Source organism: Citrobacter sp. L55, from assembly GCF_002850715.1.
Classification (GTDB): domain Bacteria; phylum Pseudomonadota; class Gammaproteobacteria; order Enterobacterales; family Enterobacteriaceae; genus Citrobacter; species Citrobacter braakii.
This window is the reverse complement of the sequence record NZ_KZ559420.1, coordinates 843-23,649: the sequence shown is the minus strand read 5'-3', so window position 1 is coordinate 23,649 and position 22,807 is coordinate 843. Positions and strand designations below refer to the sequence as shown.

12 protein-coding genes, 1 other RNA gene and 2 pseudogenes are annotated in these 22,807 nt (G+C 53.7%); 11 read left to right on the top strand and 4 right to left on the bottom strand.

What is annotated here, in order from left to right; genetic code table 11:
• The first annotated feature begins 61 nt into the window (after positions 1 to 61).
• A complete protein-coding gene (gene bamE, locus B9P82_RS25290; protein ID WP_003826401.1) occupies positions 62 to 406 on the top strand; it encodes an outer membrane protein assembly factor BamE in 345 nt (114 codons plus the stop codon).
• A gap of 50 nt (positions 407 to 456) precedes the next feature.
• On the opposite strand, the gene B9P82_RS25285 is transcribed toward bamE, so the two are convergent.
• Both B9P82_RS25285 and ratA read right to left on the bottom strand, forming a co-directional pair.
• Entirely contained in the window at positions 457 to 753 is a 297-nt protein-coding gene (locus B9P82_RS25285; protein WP_003839823.1) for an RnfH family protein, read from the bottom strand.
• Entirely contained in the window at positions 737 to 1,180 is a 444-nt protein-coding gene (gene ratA, locus B9P82_RS25280) for a type II toxin-antitoxin system toxin RatA (protein ID WP_003031213.1), read from the bottom strand. Before ratA ends, B9P82_RS25285 begins: the two co-directional genes overlap by 17 nt.
• 154 nt (positions 1,181 to 1,334) lie before the next feature.
• On the opposite strand from ratA, the gene smpB reads away from it, so the two are divergent.
• The 6 genes from smpB to ssrA all read left to right on the top strand — a co-directional run bounded on the left by smpB (position 1,335) and on the right by ssrA (position 18,981).
• Complete coding sequence (smpB, locus tag B9P82_RS25275) at positions 1,335 to 1,817, top strand: SsrA-binding protein SmpB (protein WP_003031211.1); 483 nt, start codon at positions 1,335 to 1,337, stop codon at positions 1,815 to 1,817.
• A 581-nt stretch (positions 1,818 to 2,398) separates the two neighbouring features.
• Positions 2,399 to 13,681, top strand: coding sequence for a BapA/Bap/LapF family large adhesin (locus tag B9P82_RS25270; protein WP_101701205.1), 11,283 nt, complete (start codon positions 2,399 to 2,401; stop codon positions 13,679 to 13,681).
• A 100-nt stretch (positions 13,682 to 13,781) separates the two neighbouring features.
• Positions 13,782 to 15,191 (top strand): TolC family outer membrane protein, encoded by a 1,410-nt coding sequence (locus B9P82_RS25265; RefSeq protein WP_046275995.1) that lies wholly within the window; start codon positions 13,782 to 13,784, stop codon positions 15,189 to 15,191.
• Positions 15,188 to 17,374 (top strand): type I secretion system permease/ATPase, encoded by a 2,187-nt coding sequence (locus B9P82_RS25260; RefSeq protein ID WP_101701204.1) that lies wholly within the window; start codon positions 15,188 to 15,190, stop codon positions 17,372 to 17,374. Before B9P82_RS25265 ends, B9P82_RS25260 begins: the two co-directional genes overlap by 4 nt.
• A gap of 7 nt (positions 17,375 to 17,381) precedes the next feature.
• Positions 17,382 to 18,545 (top strand): putative HlyD family type I secretion protein, encoded by a 1,164-nt coding sequence (locus B9P82_RS25255; protein WP_101701213.1) that lies wholly within the window; start codon positions 17,382 to 17,384, stop codon positions 18,543 to 18,545.
• A 72-nt stretch (positions 18,546 to 18,617) separates the two neighbouring features.
• Positions 18,618 to 18,981, top strand: a transfer-messenger RNA (tmRNA) gene (gene ssrA, locus B9P82_RS25250).
• A 165-nt stretch (positions 18,982 to 19,146) separates the two neighbouring features.
• On the opposite strand, the gene B9P82_RS25245 is transcribed toward ssrA, so the two are convergent.
• Positions 19,147 to 19,908, bottom strand: coding sequence for a BRO-N domain-containing protein (locus B9P82_RS25245; RefSeq protein ID WP_101701203.1), 762 nt, complete (start codon positions 19,906 to 19,908; stop codon positions 19,147 to 19,149).
• Positions 19,909 to 20,311: 403 nt separating this feature from the next.
• Here B9P82_RS25245 and B9P82_RS25240 point away from each other — a divergent pair, with 403 nt between their 5' ends.
• Genes B9P82_RS25240 through B9P82_RS28590 form a run of 3 tightly spaced genes read left to right on the top strand, consistent with a single transcriptional unit; the run spans position 20,312 to position 21,350 of the window.
• Positions 20,312 to 20,662 carry a helix-turn-helix domain-containing protein gene (locus tag B9P82_RS25240; protein ID WP_101701202.1) on the top strand — a complete coding sequence of 117 codons (351 nt, stop codon included), beginning with the start codon at positions 20,312 to 20,314 and terminating at the stop codon, positions 20,660 to 20,662.
• The gene (locus B9P82_RS25235; protein WP_233597649.1) at positions 20,663 to 21,202 is read left to right on the top strand and encodes an ImmA/IrrE family metallo-endopeptidase; all 540 of its coding nucleotides are present in this window, start codon (positions 20,663 to 20,665) and stop codon (positions 21,200 to 21,202) included.
• A complete protein-coding gene (locus B9P82_RS28590) occupies positions 21,189 to 21,350 on the top strand; it encodes a hypothetical protein (protein ID WP_168188473.1) in 162 nt (53 codons plus the stop codon). Before B9P82_RS25235 ends, B9P82_RS28590 begins: the two co-directional genes overlap by 14 nt.
• 167 nt (positions 21,351 to 21,517) lie before the next feature.
• Here B9P82_RS28590 and B9P82_RS25230 read toward each other — a convergent pair.
• A pseudogene (locus tag B9P82_RS25230) lies at positions 21,518 to 22,023 on the bottom strand (S24 family peptidase).
• Positions 22,024 to 22,053: 30 nt separating this feature from the next.
• Between B9P82_RS25230 and B9P82_RS29540 the strand changes: the two are divergent.
• Positions 22,054 to 22,469 (top strand): annotated as a pseudogene (locus tag B9P82_RS29540) (DinI family protein).
• Positions 22,470 to 22,807: the final 338 nt, after the last annotated feature.

Genomic DNA, 22,807 nt, shown 5'->3' with positions numbered 1-22,807 from the left:
ATCATCGGCATATTACATATGAGCCGCGTACTGCTCGGGCCCGAAAAGGAATCAAATCACTATGCGCTGTAAAACGCTGACTGCTGCTGCAGCAGTACTACTGATGTTGACTGCAGGCTGTTCCACTCTGGAGCGAGTGGTTTACCGCCCTGACATCAACCAGGGAAATTATCTGACACCTACCGATGTCGCTAAAGTGCGCACGGGTATGACGCAACAGCAGGTTGCTTATGCTCTGGGTACACCAATGATGTCCGATCCTTTTGGCACTAACACCTGGTTTTATGTGTTCCGTCAGCAACCTGGACATGAAGGCGTAACCCAGCAAACGCTGACGCTGACCTTTAACAGCAGCGGCGTATTGACCAACATTGATAACAAACCCGCTTTGACCGATAACAAGTAGGTTTGAGAGATCAAAAAAAGGTGCTCAATGAGCACCTTTTTTATTGTCTGTTACTTTTTAGCGGATTTCTCTGCTCGCTGTCTGCGCAGCTCTTTTGGGTCAGCAATCAGTGGCCGGTAAATTTCCACCCGATCGCCGTCATGCAGAACATCAGCAAGCTTTACCGGACGGCTGTATATACCCACTTTATTTTTACTGAGATCGATATCGGTACGTAATTCCAGCAGCCCGGAAGCGCGGATAGCCTCTTCCACCGTTGCGCCCTGCTGCAGCGTTACGCGCTGTAAATACTGTTTCTCGGGTAGCGCGTACGCCACTTCAACGACAATTTTAGCCGACGCTGACACTGTAAACCTCTTTCGCGCGAACCGTGAAGGCCTGCACCATATTTGAAGCCAGTTCTTTAAAGATACGGCCAAACGCCAGCTCGATTAACTTATTGGTGAACTCAAAATCGAGGTGAAATTCAATACGACACGCTTCATGACTCAGTGGCGTAAACTTCCAGCCGCCAATCAGCTTCTTGAACGGCCCATCGACCAGATGCATCAGAATACTCTGATTACTGGTCAGTTGATTGCGCGTGGTGAACGTTTTACTGATCCCTGCTTTCGAGACATCCACAGCGGCCGTCATTTGTCCCGGAGTCGACTCCAGTACGCGGCTACCGGTGCAACCCGGCAAAAACTGAGGATAGGACTTAACATCATTCACTAGCTGATACATCTGTTCCGCACTGTAGGGTACTAAAGCGGTCCGGCTAATCTGAGGCATAACAATTCCCATCAATATCAATCACACAAATAATACCATTTATCACCCGCTAAAAAAAACGCTATAGCCTAACTCGTGCTAAGATAGCGCCTTGCGCCCCGCTGGATGAAATGGGGTGTTTTTCGATTCCAGATTACCTATACTGAGCGGCATTATGACGAAGAAAAAAGCACACAAACCTGGCTCAGCCACAATCGCGCTAAACAAGCGCGCACGACACGAATACTTTATTGAAGAAGAGTTCGAAGCAGGACTCGCCCTGCAAGGTTGGGAAGTCAAATCCCTGCGCGCGGGTAAAGCCAACATCGGCGACAGCTATGTCATACTCAAAGACGGCGAAGCGTTCCTGTTTGGCGCCAACTTCACGCCAATGGCGGTGGCCTCAACACACGTGGTATGCGACCCCACCCGAACCCGTAAACTGTTGTTAAACCAGCGTGAACTCGACTCCCTGTATGGTCGTATGAATCGTGATGGTTATACCGTCGTTGCGCTTTCGTTGTACTGGAAGAATGCCTGGTGCAAAGTGAAAATTGGCGTTGCGAAAGGTAAGAAACAGCACGACAAGCGCTCTGATGTGAAAGAACGCGAATGGCAGTTAGATAAAGCGCGTATCATGAAAAATGCTGGCCGCTAAATGCTACTCCCCTGTGACCAGTCTCTCCTCCTGAGACTGGTTCTTATTTTTTAGTTATCGAAACCCACACAATACATTCACCGAGTTTATAGTTTATTTATGCTGAATCGTTCAGATATGAAATAAACCCCCTGCCATTACCGTTGCGGTCTATAGTCCAATAATATAAAAGTTCAAGACCATAGCATTCATATTTCCATTTATTTAATAACACTATTATTACTATTGTTTATTATATTGACATTCATTTCAATAAAAACAAAATCATTTAAATACAATTAGTTGCCATGAATACAACCGTTAAAAGCAAACTGGAAAGTATCCTTTTCAAATGACTAATTACTTTTTTAATATGGATAAGTTGCAGAATACTTTCTTTCTGACTATATCATCTAATACGAAAGAACTATTCAGCCGAAAGGGCCCGGACGTATTTAATCAATAAACTAACATCTATGTGACCTAATCAATGAAATTACATGTGTAAATTCATCTTTATGATGAACGGAGCCCCTGTCTGCTCATTTTCCCAGCGCGCTGTTGCGGATTAATACTCCCGGCATGCCATCAGGAGTGAACATATGCGTCTACTCGCCGTTGTATCAAAATTAACTGGCGTTTCCACAAATGTTGAAGCCTCTGAAATTACGCTCAGTTCACCTTCTATCGTGAAACTGTCTGTGTCGCGTGAGGAGGTGAGTCAACTCACGCGCGTTAATCAGGATCTGGTTGTCACACTCCGCTCAGGTGAAACCATCACCATTAAAAATTTCTACCTCGGAAAAGGCGAAGCGCAAAACCAACTTGTTCTGGAGGACAGTAATGGCGCACTGTGGTGGGTTCAGGATACTGACGGAGCATTCCATTTCCAGCACCTGGACGATCTCACACCGCTGATGACGGCCGAAGGCAGTCATGAAGGCGGCGCCGTCTGGCCGTGGGTTCTTGGCGGGATCGCTGTCGCTGGCGGGATTGGCCTCGCTGCGGGTGGTGGCGGTGGCGGCGGCGGTGGGAGTGATAATAACGCTGGAAACGGTAACGCTGGAAACGGTAATGCTGGGAACGGCAATGGTAGCGGCGGCAATGGCAACGGCGGCAACGGTAACGGTAACGGTAACGGTAATGGCGACGGTGATGGCGACGGTGACGGTGATGGCGGCACACCGCCAACGACAACTCCTAACAGGCCAGACGTCCCCGTTATCACCAGCATAATCGATAACCAGGACCTGATTACTGGCCCTGTCAATCAGCAGGAATCCACCAACGATAATACGCCGACACTCCAGGGCACCGGCCCCGCGAATGCCACATTACATATTTTTGATAACGGCGTCGAAATAGGCCAGGTCACAATCGATGCCAACGGCAACTGGTCGTTTACGCCATCCTCTCCTCTGGCAGACGGCACACACCAGTTTACCGTCAGCGCTTCAAACGGTGCTGGCAGCAGCGGCATGTCGGACAGTTGGGAAATTATTGTCGATTCGCTTGCCCCCGACGCCCCCGTGGTCACTCAGGAAACCGACAATGTCGGTTCCATTACCGGCTTTATCGCCAATAACGGCGTAACCGACGATGCCACGCCGACGCTCACGGGCACAGGCGAAGTAGGTAGTTTCATCAGCATTTCTGATAACGGCATTCTGATCGGCATGGCCCAAGTGGATGACAATGGTAACTGGACATTTACACCGGACATTCCGCTCAGCGATGGTGTTCACAATCTGACGCTGACGCAAACTGACGCCGCGGGTAACGTGAGCGCGGAAACGCGCGTGCCGACATTCACCGTTGATACCACCCCGCCTGCAGCCGCAGTCATTTCCTCCGTTAATCCGGAAGGTACAACGGTAACCGGTAGCGCTGAGGCGGGAAGCCTGGTCATTATCATCGGCAGTAATAATCAGGTTTTAGGTTCAACAACGGTCGGTCAAACCGGCAATTTCGTCATCGCGATTTCGCCCTCACAGACGCACGGTGAAGCGCTGATCGCGAAAATTCAGGACCAGGCAGGCAACATCGGGCCAGATACATCTTTCAATGCCACCAACTCTGGCTACCCGGGCGTGCCCGTTATCGTCAGCATAATGGATGATTTTGCCCCCTCAACCGGACCATTGAGCAATAATCAGGCCACCAACGATAATACCCCCACGCTCTCTGGCACTGCCGACGCCAACAGCACGGTGACTATTTACGACAACGGCACAATTATCGACAGCGTACTGGCTGACGGTAACGGTAACTGGACATGGACTTCCAGCTCCCCGTTATCAGATGAGCTACACGCCTTCACCGCCACCGCGACAAACCAGTCAGGTACAGGAGGTATGTCACCAGCGTTCAATATCAACATCGACACCCAGCCACCGTCGCCACCTGATGATCTCAACGTATCTGCGGATGGGACTGTCGTCACCGGAACGACCGATCCAGGCAATACCGTGGTTATCACCGGCAGTGGCGGAACTCAGATCGGCAGCGGCGTCGCCGGAACGGACGGCTCATTTACCATCACCATTAACCCACCACAGACCAATGGCGAAACCATTGAAGCCATCGCAACCGATCCGGCAGGAAACCCAAGCCTGCCTGAAACAGCGCTTGCACCAGACATTACCGCGCCACAGCCCCCAACAAACCTGCTAGTTAATGGCACTGGCGACCAGGTCACCGGCAAGGCCGAACCCAACAGTACGGTCAATATTCTGGATCCAGATGGCAATATCATTGGTACGGCAACTGCCGATACGGATGGGGATTTCACCGCAACGCTGGTTCCGCCGCAAACCAACGGCGAGACCCTTACGGCAAATGCGACCGACACCGCAGGCAACAAGGGCAACGACGCCTCTGTCAACGCACCGGACACCACGGCACCTGATGCGCCAACCGGCGTCACCGTCGCCGGAGACGGCGGTTCTGTAAGCGGACATGCTGAAGCGGGAAGCACCGTCACCGTTAAAGACAGCAACGGTAACCCGATTGGCATAGGCCAGGCTGACAGCGGCGGCAATTTCACCGTGTCTATAGCGCCGTCGCAAAAGAACGGCGAAACGGTAAAAGTCACCGCAACGGACAGCAGCAATAACGAGAGTCAGCCTACCTCCGCGTTGGCTCCGGATATCACTGCACCAAACCAGCCAGTTATTATTGCCGTTACTGATGATGTTGACGATTTCACTGGCCCCATCAATAACAATGAGTTAACCAACGACGATAAACCGAAAATTGAAGGCATCGCCGAAGCAGGTTCGCGGGTCAAAATTTATGATAATGGCACCCTGCTTGCGACCGTTACCGCTGATAACAACGGTAACTGGAACTATACGCCCACCGCAGCACTAAGCCAGGGCGCGCACGTATTTACGGTGACGGCAACAGACGCTGCCAACAACACCAGCAGCGCCGCCAGTTGGAAAATTATTGTCGATAGCATCGCCCCAACCGTTCCAGTGATAACGTTGGTTAACGATGATGTTGGCAGCATTACGGGCAACGTTGCAAATAACGGTTGGGTCACCAACGATAACACGCCAACCCTCTCGGGTACCGGTGAACCAGGTTCACTGGTGAGCCTGTACGATGGCAGTCTGTTGATGACGGTTATTCTTGTCGACAGTTCAGGCACCTGGAGCTATACCGTTCCGGGAAATCAGGTGCTCAGCGATCGCACTCATCAGTTTACGGTATCGGCAACCGATGCCGCCGGTAATGTCATCACCTCACCCACAGTGGTCAGCGTTACCGTAGATACTCAACCGCCAGGCGATCCTGTCATTTTGGTTGCCACCGACGACGTTGGGAATGCGCCGATCGATCTGCCTTCCGGAAGCCGTTCAAACGATACCTTACCAGAGCTGAAAGGAACCGGAATAGCCGGTTCTACAATCACCCTCTATGAGGGTTCCACGCCAATTGGCAGCACAACGGTTTTACCCGCCGGCACCTGGAGTATTCAACTCAGCCAACCGCTCAGTGAAGGCGCACACAATTTATCCGCTATCGCCACGGACGCTGCAGGCAACGCCAGCAATGCCGGGAACTTTACGCTGACGATTGATACCACCCCACCAGTTGCCCCGGTTATCAGCTCTGCAGAAGGTCTGATTGGGACAAATCTACAAACGCTGAGTAACGGCAGCAGTACCAAGAGCTCGAATCCCGAACTCTCCGGAACCGGCGAGCCCGGCGCGAAGATTACGATTTATGATAATGGCGGTTCTATTGGCACCGTCACCGTACAGCCAGACGGCTCCTGGACATTTACCCCAACCTCACTCGCCGACGGGCCGCATAAATTTACCGCCACGGCGACTGACGTTGCAGGCAACACGGGGATCCCGTCGGCAAGCTTTACTCTGACAGTAGACAATACGCCTCCCGCACAACCAGCCGCGCCAATCATTACCGACGATGTGGCTCCGGTAACGGGTGTGGTCACTAATGGCAACACCAATGACACCACGCCAACCTTTAGCGGCACGGGGAACGTCGGGGATCTGATTACCCTCTATCTTGCTGGTACTCCCCCATTGCAGGGAACAGCAACAGTAGGTGCAGACGGTACCTGGAGCTTCACTCCGTCAGCACCGGTTGCTCCTGGTAGTTATCAGGTAACTCTCACCGCAACCGATCCAGCAGGCAACGTCAGCCTGCCATCTAACGCCATAACACTGAACATCGACACGACGCCGTCTGCACCACCGGTGATCATCGCCGCCAACGATAATGTCGGTGACGCCACGGGCGACCTTGCGCCAGATGCCGTAACTGATGACACCACGCCAACCATTCGCGGTACTGGCACAGACGGGGATACCATCACCCTGTATAACGGGGGGACGGTGATCGGTACTACAACGGTGGCTGGCGGAACCTGGAGTATTACGCCAGGGACTGCGCTGGCGAACGGAAGCTACACGTTAAGCGCCACCGCAACCGATCCGGCAGGTAACATCAGCGACAATTCAAGCAGCATTTCGTTTACGGTTAACAACACGAAGCTGACGTTGCCGCAGGTAACGGATATCCAGGATAACGTTGGAATCTTTACCGGTTCGCTAACCAGTGGCAGCGTCACGGACGATACCTCCCCGACCATTAGCGGGACCGGCACACCGGGCAGTACGGTGTTAATTTTCGATGGCAATAATCCCGTCGCAATTGCTACGGCTACGGTTGCTGCTAACGGCACCTGGAGTGTGGATGTTCCCCTCACGCCTAACGTCTCTCACACACTGACGTTCGGCGCCGTGGATGCTGCAGGTAACTCACTGGCTGCAGATAACCCGCTGACGGTGATTGTCGATACCCTGCCGCCTGCAACGCCTACGGTTACCAGCGTAGATCCTAACGGGACGCTGGTAAGCGGTACGGCCGATGCCGGCAGCACCGTGATTATTCGCAGCGGTAACACTATTCTCGGCCAGGGGGTGGCAGACGGTTCTGGTAACTTCTCTGTCACCATTTCGCCAGCGCAAACAACCGGTCAGGCGCTCAACGCCATCGCTCAGGATACCGCCGGAAATCAAAGCGACCCTACAACGTTTAACGCCGCTACCTCCAGCGTTCCGCATCCACCGACTCTTGAGATCGTTGATGACATCGCGCCCATCATGGGGGTGATTGGCAACGGTAAAACCACCAACGACACCTTACCGCTGCTGCAAGGGACCGCCACTGCAGGGGCATCGGTGACTATCTATCAAAATGGCGCATCCATCGCCACGGTAACCGCCGATGCCGTGTCTGGCGCATGGAGTTATCAGCTACCCACTGCGCTGACTAACGGCATTACCTATAACTTCACGGTTTCACAAACGGTGGACGGTACCCCAAGTGGTCTGTCGCCCAACTACGCAATCACCATCGACACCACGCCCCCGCAGGTGCCAACGATCACCAGTATTATTGACGATATTGCCCCCGGCACCGGATCGTTGGATAAAGGGCAAATTACCAACGATTCACGCCCGACGTTTAACGGAACCGGCGAAGCGGGGGCAACCATCACCCTTTACGATAATGGCATCGCTTATGCCACTACCACAGTAAACAGCAACGGATTCTGGAGTTTTACCCCGACCGCGCCGCTGGGAGAAGGCGACCATATCTTTACCGCTCGCGCAACAGATGCCGCAGGCAACCAGGGAGATCCATCCGGTGATTTCCAGATCATTGTCGATACCCTGGTGCCGAATGCCCCCTCTATTGTGACAGTCACGGACAACGTTGGTACAACCCAAATCCTGACCTCCGGGCAGTTGACCAACGATAATACTCCAACGCTTGCTGGCGTTACCGAGGCGGATTCGATTGTTACTATCCGCGATAACGGGGCGGTCATCGGCACAACCATCAGCGATGAAAACGGCAACTGGAGCTTTACGCCTGCGCCTGCCCTCGGTGAAGGCAGCCACTCGCTGACTGCCACCGTCACAGATGGCGCGGGCAATATCAGCCCGGCAACGCCGCCGTTTGTGGTTGTCGTCGACACGCTGCCGCCAGCGGCACCGACCATTACCTCCGTAATTGACGATCAGCCTGGCAATACAGCGCTGACCAACGGACAGTTGACGAACGATGCGCAGCCTACGCTGAACGGCAAAGGCGAGATCGGTACCATCATCACGATCCGTGATAACGGCGTCGCCATCGGTACAGCGCAGGTGGACGAGTCAGGCAACTGGCGCTTCACACCGGATGCACCGCTGGGACAGGGACAACATATATTCACTACCGTTGCCACCGATCAGGCAGGTAACTCCGGCGGAGTATCATCATCGTTTACTATTGAGCTGGACTCAGTTGCCCCGTCAATCCCGGTCATCAGCTCAGTTCAGGACAGCACCGCACCGACAACAGGCCCGATAACCAACGGGCAGACCACGAATGAATCCCGTCCGGCCCTGAGCGGCACCGGTGAAATTGGCGCGACCATTACCGTCCTGAGCGATGGTCAGCCCATCGGCACCACCACCGTTGGGGCTAACGGCACCTGGAGCTTAACCCCAACGGATGCACTCAGTAACGGCCCGCATACGCTGACCGTCACCGCCACCGACAGCGCCAGTAATACCAGCCAGCCATCCAATAGCTTCACGCTTATCGTGGATACCGTGTTGCCTGGTACGCCAGCGATTACTCAGGTTGCAGATGATGTCGGCCCGCTGATCGGTAATCTGAACAACGGTCAGGCCACGAACGATCCACTCCCGACGCTTAGCGGCACGGCTGAAGCCAATTCCACGGTAAGAGTTTACGATAACGGATCGTTTATCGGCTTTACCTCAGCGGATGGCACGGGCGCCTGGAGCTTCACGCCAGGAACCGAGCTTGGCAACGGTAACCACGCGCTGACAGTGACAGCCACCGACGCTGCCGGAAACGTCAGCCCCACGTCCGCTGGATTTAACATCGTTGTTGATACCGTCGCCCCGCTTGCGCCAACGATTATCCAGGCTTTTGATGACGTGCTACCGGGAACCGGAACGCTTTCGAGCGGGGCCTTTACCAACGACACCCGTCCCGTACTCAACGGCTCGGCGGAAGCCGGTGCCCGGGTAGCCATCTACGATAATGGCACACTGCTGGCAACGGTAACTGCGGCGATAGACGGCACCTGGGAATATCTGCCTGCCGCGCTGGGTAACGGTCAGCATGTGTTTACCGCTATCGCCACCGATGCCGCCGGAAACGTAAGTCCTACCTCCGGCGGGTTTATTATTAATGTCGACACCATTGCGCCATCCGCCCCGCTGCTGGTCTCAGTGGTGGATGATATCGCAGGCGGCGTGTTCAATGCGGCGCTCAACAACGGACAACTGACCAACGATGCGCGCCCGACGCTGAACGGTACCGCCGAGGCAGGCAGCACCGTCAGCATCTATGATGGAAGCACCCTGCTGGGTACGGCGCTGGTGCAAAGTAATAACAGTTGGTCGTTTACCCCAACTACGCCGCTGACGAATGGATCGCACACCTTCACCGTCACCGCGACTGATGCGGCGGGCAACACCAGCGGTGCGACGGCAGGCTTTAGCGTGGTGGTCGACACCACGGCGCCGACGCGGCCTTCAATCAGCAGCATTATTGACGACGTCGGGCCAAACACCGGGGCGATTGGCGCTAATCAGCCAACCAACGACGCACGCCCAACGTTAAACGGCACCACAGAAGCCAACGCGCGGGTCGATATTTACGATAACGGCAGCTTTGTCATCAGCGTGACAGCGGACGGCAGCGGCAACTGGAGTTACACCCCAACCACCGCGCTGGCACAAGGTACCCACTCCTTTACCATCACCGCAACGGACAGTGCGGGTAATACCAGTGGCATATCGTCTGCGGCAGCGATCGTGGTCGATACCGTCGCCCCGGGCATTCCTACAGGGCTGGCGGTAAACGCCAACGGTACCACGCTCACCGGCGTTGCCGAGCCAAACAGCACGGTCATTATTACCTCCAGCGGTGGAACGGTGCTCGGCACGGCAACCGCCAACGCCTCCGGTAATTTCACCTTCACGCTGAACCCACCGCAAATCAGTGGGCAAACGCTGCAGGTCAGCGCCCAGGATGCCGCAGGCAACATCGGCACGGCGGGTAACGTTCTGGCACCGTTTACTGGCGTACCGCCTGCGCCGGTTATTGCCACCGTTCTCGATGACGTCGGTACGATCACGGGGCCCGTCGCGGCGGGCAAAACCACCAATGATACGCTGCCAACGCTCAACGGAACGGCGCAGGCTAACGCCATCGTCAGCCTGTACAACAACGGCGTGCTAATGGGCACCACGACCGCAGACGGTAACGGGATCTGGAGCTTTACCCCATCCGGGGCGCTCAGCGAAGGTAACCACGCGTTTACCGCCACTGCAACAAACGCCAACGGCGCAAGCGGGTTGTCCAGCTCGTTCAGCGTGATTGTGGACACCACGCCACCGACCGCGCCAACGATACTGATCAGCGCCGATGGCGGCACCGTCAGCGGCGTCGCCGAAGCGGGAAGCACGGTCACTATCTCCCTGCCCGGCGGCACCAGCGTGACGGCAATCGCCAACAGCAGCGGTGTCTACAGCGTCAACCTGCCGGTTCGCCAGATTGAAGGCCAGTCGCTGTCCGCCACGGCGACCGATGCGGCGGGCAATACCTCATCGCCGACAAGCGCTATCGCACCGGTATTACCGCTGCTGGCTGAAGACAACGTCACCAGCCTGCCGCTGCAAACCGATGTTATCGTCAGCACCGATCATCAAAGCGATTATGGTTTCCTGCTGGTTAATGCGTTAGGGAATGTCGCCAACGTGTTGGGGAACGATACGGCAAGCGTTAATTTCAGCATCGCTTCTGGCGGCAGCGGGTCCATTACGATCAATGCCGCCGCGACCGGCGTGGTGCTGTCGCTGTTAAACACGCTGGAGATCGTCATCCAACGCTTTGACACCTCGCTGAATGCCTGGGTAACGGTGGTGGATACCGGTAAATCAGACTTTGCCAGCTTGCTCACCCTGGGCGCCTCGGGCGTAACGCTCAATTACAGCGGGCTGACTGGCGGTGATTACCGCGTGGTCAGTTACAACACCAACCTGCTGGCGACCGGGGCATACACCAGCCTTGATGTCTCGGTGGTGAAAGCCAGCGCAGGGACCATCATCGGCGGTACCACGGAATCCGGGAACATCATCACGGATACCGATCCCGCCAATGGGCAGGATAATGCGCCTTCCGGCACGTTGGTCACTTCCATCACCGACGGTAACGGCAACGTCGTGAATATCCCGGCGGGCGGCATTGATGTGCAAGGGAAATACGGTATTCTGCATATCAATCAGAACGGTAGCTACACCTATACCCTGACCAATACGTCAATCTCGGTGTATGGGCGCTCCGAAAGCTTCACCTACACGCTGACGCATGGCAGCGATCACTCCTCGGCAAAACTGGTGGTAACGCTCGGTCAGGCTCCAACCACCAGCACGGTAACCGCGGCAGACGATGCAGCAGTGCTGACTTACGGAACGCAGGTCATCGCGGTTGACCACTTGCCATCACAACAAACCGGCTTCACGCTCGCCAGCGTCGGACTCGGCAATGTGCTGGACGTCAGTCTGGTCAACGGTCTGACTAACCCGATTAAGTTCAACGTTGACGATGGCGCAACCCGCACGCTGACCGTACAGGCGAATGTTCTCGGCGTGACGCTTGGCGGCTTCGATCTCTATGTTTATCGCTTCAACGAGTCAATTCAGCAGTATGAGCAGTACCGGGTACAGCCAAACTGGGTCACCGCCCTACTGGGCGGAAGTTCGTCAGCGTATACCATTACGCTACCGGGTGGCGATTATCTATTCCTGCTTAACGCTTCCGGCGGCCTGACGCTGCTGACCAGCTATACCCTGAATATTCAGGCCGATCACACCTACGCCGTCGACAGCCTGAGTGCGACAACCAATGGCAATCTGCTGGTCAACGACTCGGCTCCGGCCAATACCGTTATCACCGAAGTAAACGGTATCGTCGTTAACGGGACGGGCACTACCACTATTAATGGGCAGTACGGCACGCTGACTATCGATGCGAAGGGGAACTACACCTACACGCTAAGAAGCGGACTGGGTGCAGACGGTATCAACACCCCGGACAGCTTCGTGTATAAGGTCAGAGCACCAAACGGCGATACCGGCAGCGCCTCGCTGAATATCAAACCAACGCCGCAGCCGCTGGACGCCGTAAATGACGTCAGCAGCACGATGGCGGTAAGTACCGTTCAGGATTCTGCTGCATACGGAAGCGGCGCGCTGGGAACAGCGACAATTCCGACGCTTGGGAACAAAGCAACCGGTACAGGTTCGTTTGATATCGCGACAAATGACGTACTGAAAAGCGCCACGCTCAACTTCAACATCGGCACGCTTATCACCGTCGGTACGCTGGGCATTGCCTGGACAATCACCGGTCCCGACGGATTCTCGCTTTCTGGCTCTGTACCCGCCAGTTCCATCAGCCTGTTAGGCAGTTCAATTGCCATCTCGCTGGGTAATGCCGAGCTGGCCGCAGGCCATTACAACATCAGCTTCACCGGAACAATGGGAGGACTGGCAGTTGGCAACGTCAGCATTACGCCAAACGTCACGGGCACGACATGGCACCTCAATACCTATGACGTTAACGCCACCACGGTGAATGGCAATATTTTTGATGGCAGTGATGCCGCCGGCGCGCACGATCAGCTCTCAACCGTCCATACCCAGCTCACCGTCACCGGCTTTAACGGCAGTACTGCCACCCTCAATCCGGCCAGCAGCGCCAGTAGCGCAATAATTCAGGGTCATTATGGATCACTGACCATGAACCTGGATGGCTCATACATCTACACGCTGAAGCCGGGTGCAACCGTAGCATCGATCACCAGCAAAGAGACCTTTACCTATACGCTTAACGACCAAAACGGGCATACGGACACCGCTACGCTGACCATCAATATGAATCCGCAGATGGTAAGCACCGCACAGCATGAGGTGATCACCGGATCGGTCTACGGCGATACGCTGATTTATCACCTGCTCAACGCCAACGACGCTACCGGCGGCAACATTAGCAATGGCGCTACCGACAACTGGACCAACTTCTCGCTGGCCCAGGGCGACAAAATCGATATCGGCGACCTGCTGGTGGGCTGGAACGGGCAGAACGCTACGCTCGGCAACTACCTCACCGTGACCACCAACGGTAACAACACGGTGATTGCTATCGACCGCGACGGTACCGGCAACACCTGGCACTCAACCAATCTCATAACGCTGGAGAACGTACACACCACGCTCGATGAGCTGGTGCAACAAAATCACATTGTGCCCTGAAGCTAACGCATAACGTTAAAGCGCCATAACTACAGCCCCGGATGCCATGACGTCCGGGGCAATAACAGTCGTCGCTGCCGTATTTTGTAAGGGATAAACTATGAGAAATGTCGCGCCTGTTGCCTTACTGCTGGCATTAACGCTCTGTACCCTGCGGGTGAATGCCGAAGATGAACCGCAAATTATTACGCCGGAAGGCCTGGCCACCAGCCAGATGCTGCCCTCGCTGGACGGCGCGGTTGCCGATCTGCCGCTGAGCGCCGCCGCCCCCGGCAGCCTGACGCTCAACGACGCAGTGAGCCGCGCCGTGAGCTGGCATCCTTCTATTCGTGAATCCATCGGCAAACTGCTCTCACAAAATGAGCAGATCGACGTGGCGAAATCAAAATATTACCCGCAGGTTTCTGCCGGGATGAACAACGGTTACAGCAATACTTATACCGATCACGGCTTTAGCCCGGCCCTGGTTATTTCAGTATCGCAAATGCTGTACGACTTCGGCAAAGTGGCAAGCCAGGTCCGCGCTGAAACCGCCGGATCCGCACAACAGCAGGCGAATGTGTTACTCAGTATTGATACCATCGCCCACGCAACCGCCAACGCGATAGTCCAGGTGCAGACGTGGCAGCAAATGGTGGACGCCGCCGAAGAGCAGCTCAGCGCCTTGAACGGTATTGGTCGGCTGACCCGTCAACGCAATGATGAAGGGGCAACCTCGCTATCCGACGTGGTGCAAACCGATGCGCGTATCGAGTCTGCACGTTCTCAGTTGGCGCAGTATCAGGCTAATCTCGACAGCAGCAAGGCAACGCTGATGAGCTTCCTCGGCTGGAACTCGCTTAACGGCATCAGCAACGAATTTCCGGTCAAACTGGACAGCAGTTGTGATGTGGTCAAACCGGACGATAAGCTGGTTCCCGCGGTGCTGGCGGCATGGGCGCAGGCGAATGTGGCACAGGCAAATCTCGATTACGCCAACGCGCAGATGACGCCCACTATCTCCCTGGAACCGTCGGTTCAGCACTATCTCAACGACAAATACCCCAGCCATGAGGTGCTCGACAAAACCCAGTACTCCACGTGGGTAAAAGTCGAGATGCCGCTGTATCAGGGGGGCGGACTCACCGCCAGACGCAACGCCGCCAGTCACGCGGTAGAGTCTGCACAGTACTCCATCCAGCGTACCCGACTTGAAGTGCGGCAGAAATTACTGGAATCCCGCAGCCAGGCGATGAGCCTCGCCACTGCCCTGCAGATCCTGCGTCGCCAGCAACGGCTGAGTGAACAAACGCGCGAGCTTTATCAACAGCAGTATCTGGACCTCGGGTCACGCCCACTGCTCGACGTGCTTAACGCCGAGCAGGAGGTATATCAGGCCCGTTTTGCTGAACTCCAGACTCAAAACCAGCTGCGCCAGCTCCAGTTGAACTGCCTCTATAACACCGGATCGCTTCGCCAGGCGTTCGCCTTAAATAACCGCAGTATTCAATCGGTGGAGATAAAGCTATGAGCGACGTCGATACACATGCGGAAGATGCGATTGGCGAACACGCCCTGAGCCTGTGGGCGCTGGCGATGACGCATATTGCCAGCCACTATCGCGTAGCCTGTTCGCCCGGCGCAATCCAGGCCAATGCCCCGTGGTTTGCGGGAAAAAGCCGAGCTATGGCCCTGTCGCAGCTGGCGCGTCAGGCGGGGCTGTCATTTCATGCGCTGGATACCGCCACGCAGGCATTCGGCCAGTGGCGTCTGCCGGTGGTGGCGGAACTGCGCGACGGCCAACTGATGGTGATAGAACATTTCAACGGTGAAGATGCGTTGGATGTTTTTATCATCGCCGAAGAGGGCCAGCGTAACCGACTCACAGTTGCAGAACTTCTGCCGGAGCTCGTGAGCATTACTGCGCTGCGCCCGCTGTCAGCGCTGAAGGACAGTCGGGTAGACCGCTATATTTCGCGCTTCAGGCCCGACTGGATGCGCGAACTGGTGTTACAGGACATCCGCCCTTACCTGCCGGTCATGGTTGCCGCCTTTCTGATTAACGTCCTGTCGCTTGCCGGGATTATCTTTTCGATGCAGGTCTATGATCGGGTGATCCCCGCCCAGTCTTATCCAACGCTGTATGTTCTCTCCACCGGCGTTCTGGTGGCGGTGCTGTTTGGCTTTTTGCTGCGCGAAGCGCGTACCCACATAATGGACCTGCTCGGCAAACGCGCTGATATGCGCATTTCCGATCGCGTGTTCAGCCACGCATTGCGGCTGCGCAACAGCGCCGTTCCCCGCTCGACGGGGAGCTTTATTTCTCAACTGCGCGAGCTGGAACAGGTTCGCGAGATGATCACCTCCTCGACCCTGTCGACGATTGTCGATCTACCGTTTTTCTTTTTGTTTATCGTGGTGCTGGCCTTTATCGCCCCGCCCTTGGCGTGGATAGCCCCCGTCGCGGCCCTGCTGATGATCCTGCCCGGTTTGCTGTTACAGAAGAAACTGGCGGTACTCGCCAACCAGGCAGCGCATGAATCCACCCTGCGCAACGCGGTGCTGGTCGAGAGCGTTCAGGGGCTGGAAGATATCAAGCTGATGCAGGCGGAAAACCGCTTTTTACAGCAGTGGAACAGCTACATCCGTATTACCGGAGAGTCCGGGCTGCGCACGCGCAAGCTGACTCAGGGGCTGATTGGCTGGGGCATGTCGGTACAAAGCCTGGTCTACGCCGCCATCATTATGTTCGGCGCGCCGATGGTCATTGAAGGCACAATGACCACCGGGGCGGTGGTGGCCGCGTCGATGCTCGGTTCCAGAATGATTGCCCCGATGGCGAACCTGTGCGGCGTGCTGGCCCGCTGGCAGCAGGTCAAGGCGGCGAAGATGGGGTTAGACAGCATCATGCAGCTTCCCACCGAAACGCAGTACGATGAAGACCGTGTGCATCAGGAGATTTTTCACGGCCATTATCTGTTTGAAAACGCGCACTTTCGCTACCACAGCGACGATCAACGCGTTCCGCTGCGCATCTCACGTCTGGAGGTCATGCCCGGTGAACGGGTGGCGATCCTCGGGCGTAACGGCGCCGGGAAATCAACGCTGCTACAGGCCATGGCGGGCGGCGTGGAGATTATCCAGGGCGATGTCCGACTCGATAACCTGAGTCTGGCGCAGATCGATATGGCCGATTTACGCCGCAATATCGGTTTTCTCAGTCAGAATGCGCGGCTGTTTTTCGGCACCCTGCGCGAGAACCTGACCCTCGGCGCACCGCATGCCAGCGACGCGCAGATCTTCGAAGCACTGGAGGTCAGCGGCGCGGCGGCTTTCGTTAAACAACTCGCCAAAGGGCTGGCGCACCCCATTATGGAGGGCGGCAACGGCCTGTCCGGTGGACAACGGCAGTCGATCCTGCTGGCAAGAATGCTGCTGCGATCGCCCAATATCGTGCTGCTCGACGAACCCAGCGCCTCGCTGGATGAACATACCGAACGAGAGTTTATTCAGCGCCTGAACCAGTGGCTGGGCAACCGAACATTGATTGTCGCCACCCATCGCGTACCGGTTCTGGAGCTGGTCGAGCGCGTAGTGGTGTTAAAAGAAGGTCAACTGGTCATGGATGCCCCGAAAGCGCAGGCGCTGAATGCGAGCCGGGCACCAGCCCCTACTCACGGTCGGGAGTGGAAAAATGAAAACCAATCCGCATGATGCTGCCATGGACGACCTCGATATCCGTCGCGAGCACCGTTTTTCCGGGGCCAGCCGCATTATTCTGCTCAGCACACTGCTGTTTGCCATTCTGGGTATCTGGGCGTATTTCGGCAAGCTGGATGAAGTCTCGACCGGCAGCGGGAAGGTAATCCCCAGCTCGCGCGAGCAGGTCTTGCAGTCGCTGGATGGCGGCATTCTCGCCGAGCTCACGGTACGCGAAGGAGATAAAGTACAGGCTAATCAGATTGTCGCGCGCCTCGACCCCACTCGCTCTGAGTCCAACGTTGGGGAGAGCGCCGCCCGCTATCGCGCCTCACTGGCTTCCAGCGCAAGGCTCAATGCCGAAGTTAACGATCTGCCGCTCATTTTTCCCGCTTCACTACGCGCCTGGCCGGATCTCATCGCCTCCGAAACGCGCTTGTATAAAAGCCGTCGCGCGCAGCTCGCTGATTCTATGGCAGAACTGCAGGATGCGCTGGTCTCGGTAAATAAAGAGCTGGCCATAACCCAACGGCTGGAAAAAAGTGGTGCCGCCAGCCACGTTGAAGTGCTGCGTCTGCAACGACAAAAAAGCGATTTAGGATTAAAAATCACCGATCTGCGCTCACAATACTTCGTGCAGGCGCGGGAAGCGCTGTCAAAAGCCAATGCCGAAGTGGATATGCTGGCGGCTATTTTGAAAGGACGCGAGGATTCCGTCACCCGCCTGACCGTGCGCGCGCCGATGCGCGGTATTGTGAAAAACATCCAGGTCACTACCATTGGCGGCGTTATCCCGCCCAATGGCGAGATGATGGAGATTGTACCGCTGGACGATCATCTGCTGATTGAAACCCGCCTGTCTCCGCGCGATATCGCGTTCATCCACCCCGGCCAGCGGGCGCTGGTGAAGATAACCGCTTATGACTACGCGATTTACGGCGGTCTGGAAGGCGTAGTCGAAACTATTTCCCCGGATACTATTCAGGACAAAGTAAAACCGGAAATATTCTACTACCGCGTGTTTATCCGCACCCATCAGGACTTCTTACAGAACAAACTGGGACGCCATTTCTCCATCGTACCGGGAATGATTGCCACAGTGGATATAAAAACAGGTGAAAAAACCATCGTCGACTATTTAATCAAACCGTTTAATCGCGCAAAAGAAGCGCTGCGCGAGCGGTAAATCCTTGAGGATTAGGGGTTGCGGGGGCTGGTCACGCATGTCACAAGTCTGTTATACTTGCTCTAACACATTGGGGCTGATTCTGGATTCGACGGGATTCGCGAAACCCAAGGTGCATGCCGAGGGGCGGTTGGCCTCGTAAAAAGCCGCAAAAAAATAGTCGCAAACGACGAAAACTACGCTTTAGCAGCTTAATAACCTGCTCTGAGCCCTCTCTCCCTAGCTTCCGCTCTTAAGACGGGGATCAAAGAGAGGTCAAACCCAAAAGAGATCGCGTGGAGGCCCTGCCTGGGGTTGAAGCGTTAAATCTAATCAGGCTAGTCTGGTAGTGGCGTGTCTGTCCGCAGGTGCCAGGCGAATGTAAAGACTGACTAAGCATGTAGTACCGAGGATGTAGGAATTTCGGACGCGGGTTCAACTCCCGCCAGCTCCACCAATCATGATTGGACAGTGCTAGGACAGCACTAACAAAAACAGGAAGTTAGCAGTCTCAGCAGGACACCGACCAGACGGTGAGGGGACGAAAAAGGATACGCAAAGGAGCCGCGGCTCCCGAGTGACAAAAAAGCCCGCTGATGCGGGCTTTTTTATACTCATTAGCTCAAGGCCGAATTCTTGCCTCGATAACTTTTTGATACAGTGTGATTGCTTCATCAACCAGAGCCAATGGATAGCAGGTGTTGATATTAATCCCTGAAGGACATTTAATCTTCTCGGCACCAGTTTCGCTACGTAGTTTCTCACACCACTGCCAAATCTCCTCGACAGAGTATCCCTCAAGCTCAAGTTCTAACAGGCGTTGCGGAACACTTCTGAATTTTGATAAATCCCTTAAACTTTCTAAAGAGTTAACTTTTAGTTCAACCTGGTTAACCCGGCTCTCGAGTTCTTCGCGCCTTTCAATCTCCATCACTAAAGCTTGAACTGTTTGCTGAAGACTATTTGCGAAAGCACTCAGTTCCGAACGTTCCTGCTTAGGAGGGGGCGGATAAACACCAAACTCGCGAATTGAGGGCAGAACGCTATGAAAGAGCCAGCGTTGAAATTTTTTCCCTGCTGCCGTCGTATCTTGAGCAAGGACCCTGTATAAACCAGGTTCAGTGAGGAAAGTTTCAGAAATTGTCTCACCATCTACAATGAGTGGAAGGTTTCTGAATTCATCTGGATCTAGCGTCTTAATTACTGCTTTAAGAACAGTTATAAGACTTTGGGATGTTTTACCATCAAGCTTTCTGTTTTCTGCTGAAAGTGTCTTCAAAACGTCCGAGAGTGAAACAAAAAGCTGTCCTTTTTCGTTCATGCTACGAATGTAATTTTCGCCACACTCCCCTTCGTAGCAAAGTTGTAACAAGTTTTTCTGCACGCAACCCCTCCTTAGTTTTTTGATTATACCGTCGGCAGCAATATTGTCATGGGTATAGTAATAAGTCACATTTTCCTACAAAACTGAAAAATCGTACACTAAGGATGAATTACTCCCAGCCCGCACAGTTCAAAAAACTATCACTTCCACATCACCAACCTCTTCCTTGGGACAGCTATAAACACAATACTTGGTTCTGAAAGATGGGGGTTGAGAGTGAACTATATGCAGACACAAAAACCAACACACATACAATATGTAGTTATTTTGGGTTAACCATTGCACTTCGAGAAAAAAATTTGTAAATTAAGTGCACACGTTGAGCTTAAAAATTTCTACAAATTTTGTTGATTTTGGGTTTGGCTTTCAGTATAAAGTAAGCAGGACTTGTAGGAGGCACAACATGGTAACTAGCTTTGGTAAGGCTCTCAGAAAACTGAGAATAGACCGGGGTATGGTACTCAAGAATATGGCTGATATGTTGGGGGTGAGCTCAGCTTACTTGTCAGCCATTGAATTAGGTAAGCGAGCCATACCTGACTCATTAGTAAATTCAGTAGCTGCTGTATTCGGATTAAGTGGTCAAGAAGCCAACGACCTTAGGAAACAGGCTGAGATTTCTCAACCATCGCTGAAAGTCGATATGTCCGATGCAGAGGATCAGAATAAAGAATTGATGCTTGTCTTTGCCCGTAAGTTCAAAGATCTGAGTCCTGAACAGCTTGATAAACTCAACAAAATGTTAAAGGACTAGATGATGACTATTGCGAAACGAGAACTTGGCCATCGCGTTTCACCTCTCAGCAATGACATGATTAAATCTTATGCGCAGCGTTTGAGGGATGTTCTTCAGATATCGAATCATACATATCTGAGACTGGATGTATTGCTTGAAGGTCTTATGGCCTCAGAAAGCATCGACCTTGAAATTGTGGAAGATCACGAGTTGCCTAAACGGTACGCAGTGACTTACCCAGACAAAAACAAGATTGTTCTGCAACAGTCTGTTTATGATGCCCTCTGTAATGGAGAAAATCATGCACGATTTACTGTCGCACACGAAATTGGTCATCTGATTATGCACCGCAATCAAGGAGCATACGCTCGTAGTAAGAGCAATGGTGGACACAAAATTTATGAGGACAGTGAGTGGCAAGCAGACGTCTTTGCCAGCCATTTCCTTATAGATGCAAGATTAGTCTCTCCAGCAATGAATGCTGAAGACGTTAGCATAACATTCGGAGTCAGCTTGCAGGCAGCTGAAACGTGGATGAGAAAAAATGTTAAAAGATAACGAAAAAGCCAGCGAACCGCTGTCGCTGGCTTCTCCTATCGTAAGCGAATACGAAAAACTTGGCGGTTGTGAGTATACGCTTACCTTAGGTTTTGTCAACAGCGAAACTTCAAAGGTACATATACATGAGTATTACAAACGCCAGTAACGAAGAGTATATCACTATCTATCGCCCTTTTATTACTGTAAAGGGTAAGCGAATCTTCGCTCATCAGAAAGGTCTTTCAGCCTTTCCGATCAAGATTCCAGTTTCTAAATATCGTGGTTAACCTTCATTAAGCAAAGGCCCTGGTTCCCCCAGGGCCTTTTTTAATATTATATCGTAGGACAATCATCAAACTCCGCGTTCCTGGCACCATTAATGATGTAAGTAATCACCCCGAATATAGCCGGTGCAGAACTGTAAGCGTCATCATCTACTGGCAGTTCTTCCCTTTTCCCGTTCTCCAGATTTATCAGGTGAGGCTGAGGGTGAGTTCGATATCGCTTGATCCTGAATTCCCCATCTATCGCGCATATCAGCAGCGAGCCATCACAGGCTGAAAGCGACGCGTCCACAACAAGCAGCCCACCCTGGATTATCCCTTCCCTGAAATGTGAACGTGATGCGCGCATGAAATAAGTCGCTGCGGGCTGGCTGATTAGCTGCTGATCGAGGGAGATCCTTGTTTCAACGTAATCATTGGCAGGTGAAGGGAAGCCCATGGCTATAGTCCTCCGTTTGGATTGAACAGCTGAAAGGTACGGTTCTCCCCTTCCTGCGTTGATACATCGCGGAATGTTGTCACATACCACTCAATCCATTCATTGGCCTGCTTCATCGTCCAGTTCCAGTTAACCTTGCTCAGTTCCTGGACAAACCGCTGTGTGGTGACGGTCTTCCGGCCATTAGGTTCTTGCTGTATCGAAGCATGCCAGGCCATTTCAATATCGCTGCGTCGTGGCATCAATTAACCCCTCTTGAATACCGGATAAAAACACAGTATAAATACTGTATATCCATACAGTAAAGAGGCTAAAAGCAATGTTCGTGGAACTCGTTTATGACAAAAGGAATTTTGATGGCCTGCCCGGTGCAAAAGATATCATTCTGGGCGAATTGACCAAGAGGGTTCACCGGGTATTCCCTGATGCTGATGTCCGGGTTAAACCGATGATGACACTGCCGGCGATCAACACTGACGCCAGCAAGCATGAGAAGGAACAGATAAGCCGTACTGTTCAGGAAATGTTTGAAGAGGCTGATATGTGGCTGGTTTCAGATTAAACGCCTTGAACCATCATATCGCTTGAGTAGTATTAGCTCAGACCTGAGCTGGCAGTCTTATGGCACAGAGCCGAACCTAACCTGACAGTCCACTCTGTGCCAGGAACGGACGTTGCTAACAGCGTAGTGTGTTAATCTATAGGGCGCAGGTCAGCTGATCTCTAGTCAACTGTTTGAATTCTTGAGGAGCAGTAATATGGCAGTAGTTCCTAGACAAAACGCACCAAGTAAAAAAAAGATCTGGCAGTACTGGATTGACAATGGAATTCAAAGAGGTTTGGATGATACGCGCTATGATAATGCGTGTGATTTCAATGTATGTGTCTGCTGTGGCCGCG